Source organism: Geomonas paludis, assembly GCF_014193585.1.
GTDB classification, from domain to species: Bacteria; Desulfobacterota; Desulfuromonadia; order Geobacterales; family Geobacteraceae; genus Geomonas; species Geomonas paludis.
Genome location: NZ_BLXY01000006.1, coordinates 204,699 through 215,022 on the forward strand (window position 1 = coordinate 204,699; position 10,324 = coordinate 215,022).

The following is a 10,324-nucleotide window of genomic DNA, read 5'->3' on the forward strand; positions in this document are numbered from 1 at the left end:
GACCGCACCATGAAAGCTGCCCAACGAGCCGGTCGCAGGGGGTGGGCCACCCTGCTCACGCTGGCCCTTTTGCTCGCGCTGGCGCACCCCGCCCGGGCCAACGAGCGCGTCACCCTCCAGCTCAAGTGGCTGCACCACTTCCAGTTCGCCGGCTACTACGCGGCGCTGGAGAAGGGGTTCTACCGCGAGGCCGGGCTCGACGTCACCATCCGCGAAGGGGGCCCCGACGTCGAGGTCGAGAACGCGGTCACCTCGGGGCGCGCCGACTTCGGCGTGGGCACCTCGGCCCTGTTGCTGCACCGGGCCCACGGCGACGACCTCGTCGTGCTGGGCCAGATCTTCCAGCACTCACCCGCCATACTGCTGACCCCGCGCAAGACCGGTATCCAGAAGGTCGCCGACATGAAGGGTCGCCGCTTCATGTACTCCAACCAGCACGGCGACATGCTCACCCTGCTCAAGAACAACGGCATCGAAGAGAAGGACATCGTCAAGGTGGAGCACCGCGGCGACGCCCGTGACCTCATCGCCGGCAAGGCCGACGTGATGATGGCCTACAGCTTCAACGAACCCTACATCCTGGAGCGCGCGGGGGAGCCCTACCTCGCCTTCTCCCCGCTCACCTACGGCATCGACTTCTACGGCGACAACTTCTTCACCACCCGCTCCAACATCAATTCGCGCCCCGCGCTGGTGCGGGCCTTCCGGGAGGCCAGCCTCAAGGGGTGGCGCTACGCCCTGTCCCACAAGGATGAGATCGCTGGCCTGATCCTGGCCAAGTACTCCCGCGAGCGCAGCCGCGACTGGCTCATGTTCGAGGCGAACCAGATGGAGGCGCTGATCCAGCCCACCCTGGTCGAGGTCGGCTACCAGAGTCCCACCCGCTGGCGCCACATCGCCGAAACCTTTGGCGGCATGGGGATGCTCCCGCCGGGGTTCGATCCTACCGGCATCATCTACGATCCCAGACCCGGCGGAAACTACCGATTCCTCCTGGGCGCGCTGCTCATCTGCGCCGCGGTGATCGCCTTCCTGTGTGCCATCGTCATGAAGTTCCGGCAGCTCAACACCGTGCTCCAGGCCGAAATCGGCGAGCGCAAGTCGGCCGAGGCGGCCCTCAAGGAGAGCGAGCAGCAACTGAGGGTGACCTTCGAGACCCTTCAGGCCGGCATCGTCATGGTGGACCCCCAGGGGGTGATCCGCTTCGCCAACAACCGCATGGCCGAGATGTTCGGCTGCAGCATGGAACAGTTGATCGGCTCCAGCTACACCAGCCATCTGCACCCGGACCAGTTGGCATCGGGGAGCGAACTGATGCGCCGACTCATGGCCGGCGAGGTCAGTCACGCCAGCACCGAGCGCCACTACCTGAGCGGCAACGGCGGAAGCTTCTGGGGTTACCTCTCCGGCAGGCGGCTCGAGGCGCCGGACGGGTCGCTTCGGGCCCTGGTCGGCATCATCTCCGACATCACCGCCCGCATCGAGGCGGAACAGGCCCGCGGCAAGGCGCTCATGCTGGTGGAAACGCTCCTGGCCCAGTCCCCGATGGGGATCGTGGTTTTCGACGGTGACAGCGGCAACTGCATCAGGGCGAACCAGGCCGCGGCCGAGATCCTCGGGGGGAGCGTGGCCGAGTTGCTGGGGCAGAACTTCAGGCAACTCCCCTCCTGGGGCGGGGAGGGCGGGATGCTGGAGCAGGCGGGGCTGGTTCTTGCCGACGGCACGCCGCGGGCCCTGGAGCGGGAACTGCAGTCGACATTCGGCAAGGAACTCACCCTGCGCAGCTACCTGAGCCGGTTCCAGGTCGAGGAGCGGGCGCACCTGCTGGTGATGGTGCAGGACATCACCGAGGAGAAGCGCCTGGACCGCGAGAACAAGCGCATCGAGGCGCAGATGCTCAACATGCAGAAGCTGGAGAGCCTGGGGGTCCTGGCCGGCGGCATCGCCCACGACTTCAACAACATCCTGACCGGCATCGTGGGCAACATCAGCTTCGCCCAGATGGTGCTGGAAAAGGAGCACAAGGCGAAGGGGCCGCTCAACAAGGCGGAGAAGGCGTGCCAGCGGGCGGCGGAACTGGCGGGGCAGCTCCTCACCTTCGCGCGCGGCGGGCAGCCCATCAAGAAGGTGTTCTCGGTGAAGCAGCTGGCGGCCGAATCGCTGTCACTGGTGCTGCGGGGGACCAACGTCAAGGGGAGGATCGAGATCGCCGACACCCTCGACATCGTCGAGGCGGACGAAGGGCAGATGAACCAGGCCTTCAACAACATCATCATCAACGCGGTGCACGCCATGCCCGGCGGCGGCACCCTGACCATCACCGGGAGCAACGAGCTCCTGGAGCCGGAGAACCGGCTCGGGCTCGCGCCGGGGCACTACGTGCGGCTGGACTTCAGCGACGAGGGGTGCGGCATCTCGGAGAGCGACCTGAAGAAGATCTTCGATCCCTACTTCACCACCAAGGCCAGCGGCACCGGCCTCGGCCTCGCCTCCACCCACTCCATCGTCACCAGGCACGGCGGCCTGATCCTGGCCGACTCCACGCCGGGAAGCGGCACCACCTTCACCATCTATCTCCCCTCCCTGGGGCAGAGCGCCGCGCAGCTCGCCAAGGAGCAGGAGAGCAGTCACGCCCCTCCCGGGGGAGGGAGCGTGGTGGTGATGGACGACGAGGAACTGATCCGGGACCTCACCGGCGCCATGCTGGAGCAGCTCGGCTACACCCCGACCACCTGCTGCGAGGGGAGCGAGGCGGTGGAGCTGTACCGCGCGGCGCGGCTAAACGGGGAACGCTACGACGCGGTGATCATGGACCTGACCATTCCCGGCGGGATGGGGGGGAAGGAGGCGGCGCAGCGCATCCTGGAGCTGGACCCGCAGGCATGCCTGATCGTTTCCAGCGGCTACTCCAACGACCCGGTGATGTCCGAGTACAAACAGCACGGCTTCCGGGCCACGCTCGCCAAACCCTACACGGTGCAGGAAGTCGCGCGGGTGCTGCGGGAGGTGCTCCCGGCAGCGGCCGGCACGGACTAGCCCGCCTGGGGCGCCCCCCACAGGGCCGACAGCTTGGGGATCTCCCGTGCGTGCGCCAGCGCCAGCACCTCGTCCCCCGGCTCGAAAACCAGGTTGCCGCGCGGCACGATCAGCCGCCCTCCCCGGATCACCGCGGCGACGACGCTCTCGGCCGGAAGCGCGAGCTCCACGATGGAGCGCCCCACCGCACCGGAGCGGGGATGCACCTTCTCCTCCACCAGTGAGTACTCCCCTTTCCTCAGCTTCAAAAGGGTGATCATCTCGCCCAGCGACATCTCCTCGGCGATCAGGTGCGAGAGGATGTCGGCCTGGTTCAGCGCCACGTCCACGCCCAGCTTCGGGGTAAACAGCCAGAGGTGCTTCGGGTCGTTCACCCGCGCGATCACCCGGCGCACCCCGAACTCCGCGTGGGCGAGCCCCGCCACCACCAGGTTCACCTCGTCCGTCCCGGTGACCGCCGCCACCGCGTCCGCCTCGCGCACGCCGGCCCGTTCCAGGAGCCCGGGGTCACAGCCGCTCCCCTCAAGCACCCGCACCCCCTCCAGGTCGCCGGAGAGCTCCGCGCACAACTCGCGCCGCTCCTCGATCAGCAGCACCCGCTTCCCCCCCCGCGACAAGAGCCGGGCCAGGTGCGCCCCCACCTTGCCACCTCCCACGATGATCACGAACATGGAGCCCTCCTTATGCCAGGCCGAGCAGGTGCTTCAGCCGCTGCGAAGACGAGGTGAGCAGGGCCAGGTGCACCAGGTCCCCGGGCCGGAACAGCGTCCCCGGCGTGGGGATCAGCGTCCTCCCCTGCCTGGTGACCGCCACTACCATGATCTCTCCCATGAGGCTCAACTCCTGGACGCTGCGGCCGGCAAGAAGGTGCGGCAGCTCGACCTGCACCAGCTCCACCTCGCCCCCCCCAAGGCTGTGCACCTGCTCCACCTGTGAGTAGCACAAAAGCTCCACGATGCGCCCCACCCCCCAGGTGACGTGCGAGATGGTGGGGATGCCCAGGCGCCGGTAGGCCTCGGCCCGCCCCGGGTCGTAGAGCCGGGCCACCACCCGGGGCACCCGGAACAAAAGCCGGGCCGTCCGCGCGCTCACCGCGTTCACCTCGTCGCTGGCGGTGAGCGCGGCCAGCGCGTCGGCGCTCTCGATCCCGGCGCGCACCAGCACCTCGCGGTCCAGCCCCGGGCCGGCCACCCGGCTCCCCGTGAAGCCGGGGGAAAGCCGCTGGAACGCCGCCGGGTCCCGGTCCACCAGCGCCACCTCGATGCCGCGCCCGGACAACTCTTCGGCCAGGGCGGCGCCCAGTCTGCCGCAACCGATCACTATCACCTTCATGACGCACCTCCAGGTAAGCGCCCTGCTTCCCTGCTTCTCAGCCACCACTTGCGCAGTTCCTCGCTAAGCAGGAGCAACACCGGGTAGCAAAGGGTCACCAGCCAGAACCGGGACGGCAGCGGCCCCAGTTCGAAAACGTGCCTAAGCGGCGCCAGGTAGACGATCAGGGCACAAAGCACCAGTTCCACGACGATCCCGCCGAGCAGGAGCCTGTTGCTGAAAAGCCCGATGGCGAAGACCGAGATACGCTCGGTACGGCAGGCGCAGGCGTTGCCGACCTGGGCGCAGACCACGCCGACCAGGAAGATGGTGGTCGCCATGACGTACACCTCGCCGGGAGCGGTGAGTAGCCGCTCGCGGTAAGGGAGCAGGTCCGGACGGGGGAGGTGCAGCAGGTCGGTGTAGCCGTAGCTCGCGTAGAGGATGAAAAAGCCGGCGAGGCACATCAGCGCCTGCAGCGACCCCAGCCAAAGCAGCGCCCGCAGCAAAAGGGGGCGGTTGACGAGGCGCTCCCGGCGCGAGCGCGGCGGACGCTCCATGACACCGGGCTCCGGCTTTTCGGCCCCGAGCGCCAGCGCCGGCAGCATGTCGGTGCCCAGGTCGATGGCCAGCACCTGCATCACGGTAAGCGGCAAAGGGATGTTGAAAAGGATCTGCAGGATGAAGGGCCAGGCCTCGGGAACGTTGCTGGTGAGGATGTAGGTCGCGAACTTCCTGATGTTGGCGTAGACGGCGCGCCCCTCCTCGACGGCGTTGACGATGGAGGCGAAGTTGTCGTCGAGGAGGATCATGTCCGCCGCCTCCTTGGCCACCTCGGTGCCGGTCACCCCCATGGCCACGCCGATGTCCGCCTTCTTGAGCGCCGGCGCGTCGTTGACCCCGTCGCCGGTCACCGCCACGATCTCCCCCTGCCCCTGCAGGGCCTGCACCAGGCGGAGCTTGTGCTCCGGGGCCACCCGGGCAAAGATGACCGGTCCCGAGAACAGGGCGGGGAGGTGCTGCTCCTCGATGCCGTCCAACTCGGCCCCGGTGACCAGCCGGCACTCCTCCCCGTGGCGCACCACCCCGATGCGCCGCGCCACGGTCTCGGCGGTGAGCCCGTAGTCGCCGGTCATCATGACGATGCGGATGCCAGCCTCGCGGCATTTTTGCACCGCGTCCGCCACCTCGGCACGCGGCGGGTCGTGCATCGCCATGAGCCCCAGGAATACCAGGTCACGCTCCACGGACTCCGGCGTGTACTCCGCAAGCTGGGCATCGAGTCTCCGCTCGGCCACGGCCAGCACCCGGTAGCCTTTGCGGGCATAGCCGTCCACCTGCCGCAGCACCTCGTCCCTTGCCTCCGGGGTCAACGGCACGGGCCCTCCCCGCACCATCGAGGTACACAGGGAAAGCACCTCCGCCGGAGCCCCCTTCACGAAGGCGGTCTCGCCCGCCCCTTCCCGATGGATGGTGGCCATCCTTTTGCGCACCGAGTCGAAAGGGATCTCGCGCAGGCGCGGCAACCGGGACGACTCCAGGACCGGATCGACCCCACCTTTCCGGGCCGCCACCTGAAGCGCCGCCTCGGTCGGGTCCCCGAGCACCTTCCACACGGCACCCTCCCCTTCCGGCGGCAGCAGCCGTGCGTCGTTGCACAGGGCGGCGGCCAGCAAAAGCCGGCCCACCCCCGCGCTTTCCGGCAGTTCCCCTCCCCCGGCGGCGGCGATGGTCCCCTGCGGGGCATAGCCGACACCGCTCACGACGCCCCCGAATCCTCCGCTCCAGAGCTCGCGCACGGTCATCTCGTTCTGGGTCAGCGTCCCGGTCTTGTCGGTGCAGATCACGGTGCAGCAGCCGAGGGTCTCCACCGACGAAAGCCGCTTCACCAGGGCGTTTCGCTTCGCCATGCGCTGCACGGCCATGGCCAGGGAAAGGGTCACGGTGGGGAGGAGCCCTTCGGGAACGAAGGCGACGACCATCCCCACGGCAAAGATGAACCCGGTATGCAGCTCGCGCCCCAATATCGCCACGGAGAGGGCGAAGAAGAGCGTTCCGATGGCCAGTGCCAGCGCGGTGACCACCCGGGTCATCCGGTTGATTTCGACCTGCAGGGATGACGGGGCTTCCGCGGTTTGGGTGGTGAGGTGGGCGATGCGGCCGAACTGCGTGGCCATGCCGGTCGCGAAGACGACCGCGGTGCCGGTGCCGGCCACGGCCGAGGTCCCCGCGAACAGCAGGTTGGGAAGCTCGGGGCGGGAAAGGGCCTGTCCCGGCAGGGGGTCCGCGGTCTTCCTGACCGGGTGGGACTCGCCGGAGAGGGTGGACTGGTCCACGCGCAGGTCCCATTCCTCGATGAGGCGCGCGTCGGCCGAGATGCGGTCCCCCCGGTTCACCCGCACCAGGTCCCCCGGGACCAGTTCCTCGGCCGGGACCAGCCGCTCCGCCGCGTCGCGCAGCACGGTCGCGTGGGCCGGCAAGAGCCGCTTGAGGGCCTCCACCGCCTGCTCGGCGCGATGCTCCTGCCAGAAGGAGAAGATGGCGTTGATGAAGACGACGGACCAGATGGCCAGGGCAAGCTGGGGCATCTCGCCCAGCCAGGCCATGGCGCCGCCGGCCCAGAGCAGGAGCGCCATCAGGTGCGTGAAATGGGCCAGCAGTTTCAGGTAGAGCGGTTTTGCCGCGGCAGCGCGGATCGTGTTGGGGCCGTAGCGGGAGAGGCGGGACGCGGCCTCCGGTGAGGAGAGCCCGGCGGCGGTGGTCCCCAGGCGCTCAAGGAGTTCCGGCACCGGGAGTTCGTGCCAGCGTAGGTTGTCGGGAAGCGGGTCGTGGGAGCCGTTCATGGTCACGCGCCGGCCACCGCCGCGGGCGGGCCGAGATCACAGGGACATGGCAGCAAAAAACGAACTCTTCAACTGTAATAGCAATTAGAACGGAGTCAAACCCGAACTCATGGGAAGGTGCAGCCGGAAGGTGCAGCGGTGATCTCCGGGATCTGCCGCCTTAGTTCCCCCTCCCCTTGCGGGAGGGGGTTAGGGGGTGGGGGAAGGTGCCATCACGTCCGAAACGTGCGGCTCACGCGGGGGGGAAGGTAGGGGAAAGCTGTCATGCAACCGGCATGGTGAACGAGAAGACGGAGCCCTTACCCGGTTCGCTCTGCACCGCCACCGTCCCGCCGTGGGCCTGGACGATGTGTTTCACGATGGAGAGGCCAAGGCCCGTGCCGCCGTTGTCCCGGCTTCTCGCCTCGTCCACCCGGTAGAAGCGCTCGAACAGGCGCGGCAGGTCCTTCTCGGGGATGCCGATGCCGCTGTCGCGCACGGAAAGGCGCACCATCTCCCCCTCGCGCCGCGCCGCGAGCTCCACCGTCCCTCCCGGCTCGCTGTACTTGATGGCGTTGTCCAAAAGGTTGATGAGCACCTGCTCCAGCCGGGCACGGTCCGCCCGCACCGCCACCCCTTCCAGCCCGTCCCCGCACCTGAGCTCGACCCCTTTTTCCTCGCCCCGCTGCGCCACCAGCGACAGGGCATGGCGCGCCGCGTCGGCCACCGCTATCGCCTCCGGCTTCAGCCCCACCTCGCCGCTCTCCAGCTCGGACAGCGCCAAAAGGTCGCGCACCAGGCCGGAGAGGCGCTCGGCGTGGTTCAGGATGATCTGCAGGAAGCGCTCGCCCCGCGCCGGGTCCTGCGCCAGCGCGCCGGAGAGCAGGGTCTCGGCGTACCCCTTGATCACGGTCACCGGCGTACGCAGTTCGTGCGAGACGTTGGCCACGAAATCGCGGCGGACCCGTTCCACCCGCTTCAGTGCGGTGATGTCATGGAACACCGCCACCGCTCCCGCCAGCTCCCCATCCTCCAAGAGCGGCACCCAGTGCACCAGGGCCTCCCTGCCGCCGGTAAGCGAGATCTCCTGGTGCCGCTCGCTGCGCGCGGAGAGCACCTCCCGGCAGGCGGCATGCAGGTCCGGATGCCGGCTGATCTCCAGAAGCGGGCGCCCCGCCACCTGCGGCCCCGTGCCGAAAAGGGTGCAGAAGGCGGCGTTCACCAGGGTCACGGTCGCCTCGCGGTCGGTCACCATCACCCCTTCCCCCATCCCTTCCAGGATGGCGTCCAGTTGCCCCTTCTCCGAGGAGATCTGCTCCAGCTGCTGCCTGATGCGCCCCGACATCTCGTTCATCACCCGCGCCAGTTCGCCCAACTCGTCGTGCCCGCTGACGGCGATCCGGGTGCCGAACTCGCCGCGGCCGATGCGGTTGGCGCCGGCGGCGAGTTTTCTGAGTTTCCTGGAGTTTATGTTGGAGAGGAAGTAGGAAAAAAGAAGCGAGGCGAGCACCGCCACCGCCAGGGTCGCGCCCAGGCTCTTTCTCAGGCGCTGCTTGGCCGCCTCCAGCTCGGAGAGCGGCAGCGCCAGGCGGATTACCCCCTGGTTGCCGAAGGAAGCCGCCACGTAGAGCATGTCGATGTGCAGGGTCGCCGAGTAGCGGACCGCGCTGCCTATTCCCTCCCGTAAAGCGTCGATCACCTCGGGTCGGTGCCCGTGGTTCTCCAGCCGGGACACCTGGGAGGCGTCGAGCCCGGAATCCGCCACCACGCGCCCGTCGCCGGCGATCACCGTCACCCGGGAACGGATGGCCTTGGCCAGCGACGCGGTCAGGGCCGGCGCGTCGCGGTCCAGCTCCCGGATCTCCTTGAGCGCCACCAGCGCAGCCACCCGCGCCTGGTCCTGGAGATGGGCGCGCGTGTCCCTGGTCATGGAGCGCTCCAGGCTCCCGGAGAGGTAGAGGTAGAGCCCGGCGCCCAGGAAGAGCACCAGGGCCAGGTAGGACCCCATCAGCTTCCAGCGGAAGCCCCCCCTCATGCCTCCTCCAGCTTGTAGCCGAAGCCGCGCACCGTCTTGATCATCTCCCCCGCCACGCCCAGCTTGGTGCGCAGGCGGGTCATGTGGGTGTCGACGGTGCGGGTGTCGCCCAGGTAGTTGTAGCCCCACACGTTCTGCAGCAGGACCTCCCGGCTCTGCACCCGCCCCGGCCGCTCGGCCAGGTTCATCAGCAGCTTGAACTCGGTGGAGGTAAGCTGCACCTCCTCGCCCGCCACCTCCACGCGGTGCCCCTCGGTGTCGATGCGCAGGGCCCCCAGGGTGAGCTGGGTCCCCTTGCCCCCCCGGTCGCCGCCGCGGCGCAGCACGGCGCGCACCCTGAGCATCAGCTCCCGGGTGGAAAAGGGCTTCACCACGTAATCGTCCGCCCCCATCTCGAAGCCGACCACCCGGTCGATCTCTTCCCCTTTGGCGGTCAGCATGATCACGGGGATGGAGCTGGTCTGTTCGCCCCCCTTGAGCAGGCGGCACACCTCGGTCCCCATCATTCCCGGCAGCATCAGGTCGAGCAGGATCAGGTCCGGCCGGTGGCGGCGCGCCTCGGTCAACCCGGTGTTGCCGTCTCCGGCGATCAGGCAGTGGTATCCCTCCTGTTCCAGGTGGAAGGCCACCAGATCGGCCAGATCCCTCTCATCCTCTATCACCAGTACCGTCGGCATGGCAGGTTCCTTTCCTCTCTCATGTGAATTGCGGACAGCAGCATATTTAACGACTGCGTTGCGGATGTCAACGATTATGCAGAGGTGAAAACCCCAATTTTTTAACGCAAAGCCGCAAAGGCGCAAAGGAGGCAAAAACAAACCTGACTAGCAGTGATCTTCCGCTAAGATGCCCATCCCCCTCTCCCTCGGGGAGAGGGCCGGGGTGAGGGCGCCGCAATAGGCAATGATCCCCTTCGTGGCATCTCCCTCACCCGCCCTTCGGGCACCCTCTCCCAGAGGGAGAGGGCATTAGCGACGTTAGGCTCTCTTAGCGTCTTGTATGTTTACGATCAAGCAGCTAGATTTTCTGTTCCGGGACATGGCAGTTTGTTCGCGTCTTGGGTTCGAGCCCGTCGCAAAGCGTAAAACGCCATGTCCTCTTCTTCACAGCCCGAACGGTT

The 10,324-nt window shown here is 67.8% G+C and carries 6 protein-coding genes; 1 reads left to right on the top strand and 5 read right to left on the bottom strand.

Translation table 11 applies throughout. From position 1 onward, the window contains the following. Positions 1 to 9 precede the first annotated feature (9 nt). Positions 10 to 3,036 carry an ABC transporter substrate-binding protein gene (locus tag H7687_RS15160; RefSeq protein ID WP_183348866.1) on the top strand — a complete coding sequence of 1,009 codons (3,027 nt, stop codon included), beginning with the start codon at positions 10 to 12 and terminating at the stop codon, positions 3,034 to 3,036. On the opposite strand, the gene H7687_RS15165 is transcribed toward H7687_RS15160, so the two are convergent. From H7687_RS15165 to H7687_RS15185, 5 genes are all read right to left on the bottom strand, one after another. Next, positions 3,033 to 3,707: a potassium channel family protein gene (locus tag H7687_RS15165; protein WP_183348867.1), complete on the bottom strand. Its 675-nt coding sequence runs from the start codon at positions 3,705 to 3,707 to the stop codon at positions 3,033 to 3,035. The two genes, H7687_RS15160 and H7687_RS15165, sit on opposite strands and share 4 nt — an antisense overlap. A gap of 10 nt (positions 3,708 to 3,717) precedes the next feature. Then, positions 3,718 to 4,368 (bottom strand): potassium channel family protein, encoded by a 651-nt coding sequence (locus H7687_RS15170; RefSeq protein ID WP_183348868.1) that lies wholly within the window; start codon positions 4,366 to 4,368, stop codon positions 3,718 to 3,720. Further along, positions 4,365 to 7,190, bottom strand: coding sequence for a cation-translocating P-type ATPase (locus H7687_RS15175; RefSeq protein ID WP_183348881.1), 2,826 nt, complete (start codon positions 7,188 to 7,190; stop codon positions 4,365 to 4,367). The genes H7687_RS15170 and H7687_RS15175 overlap by 4 nt, the downstream gene beginning before the upstream one ends. Positions 7,191 to 7,452: 262 nt before the next feature. Further along, positions 7,453 to 9,204: a two-component system histidine kinase PnpS gene (pnpS, locus tag H7687_RS15180; protein ID WP_183348869.1), complete on the bottom strand. Its 1,752-nt coding sequence runs from the start codon at positions 9,202 to 9,204 to the stop codon at positions 7,453 to 7,455. Continuing rightward, positions 9,201 to 9,881, bottom strand: a complete 681-nt coding sequence (locus tag H7687_RS15185; protein WP_183348870.1) for a response regulator — start codon at positions 9,879 to 9,881, stop codon at positions 9,201 to 9,203. Before H7687_RS15185 ends, pnpS begins: the two co-directional genes overlap by 4 nt. Positions 9,882 to 10,324: the final 443 nt, after the last annotated feature.

What these genes read in the sequence shown, in the direction of transcription:
- H7687_RS15160 (WP_183348866.1), top strand. Translation starts at nt 10, where the DNA reads ATGAAAGCTGCCCAACGAGCCGGTCGCAGGGGGTGGGCCACCCTGCTC.
- H7687_RS15165 (WP_183348867.1), bottom strand. Translation starts at nt 3,707, where the DNA reads ATGTTCGTGATCATCGTGGGAGGTGGCAAGGTGGGGGCGCACCTGGCC.
- H7687_RS15170 (WP_183348868.1), bottom strand. Translation starts at nt 4,368, where the DNA reads ATGAAGGTGATAGTGATCGGTTGCGGCAGACTGGGCGCCGCCCTGGCC.
- H7687_RS15175 (WP_183348881.1), bottom strand. Translation starts at nt 7,190, where the DNA reads ATGAACGGCTCCCACGACCCGCTTCCCGACAACCTACGCTGGCACGAA.
- pnpS (WP_183348869.1), bottom strand. Translation starts at nt 9,204, where the DNA reads ATGAGGGGGGGCTTCCGCTGGAAGCTGATGGGGTCCTACCTGGCCCTG.
- H7687_RS15185 (WP_183348870.1), bottom strand. Translation starts at nt 9,881, where the DNA reads ATGCCGACGGTACTGGTGATAGAGGATGAGAGGGATCTGGCCGATCTG.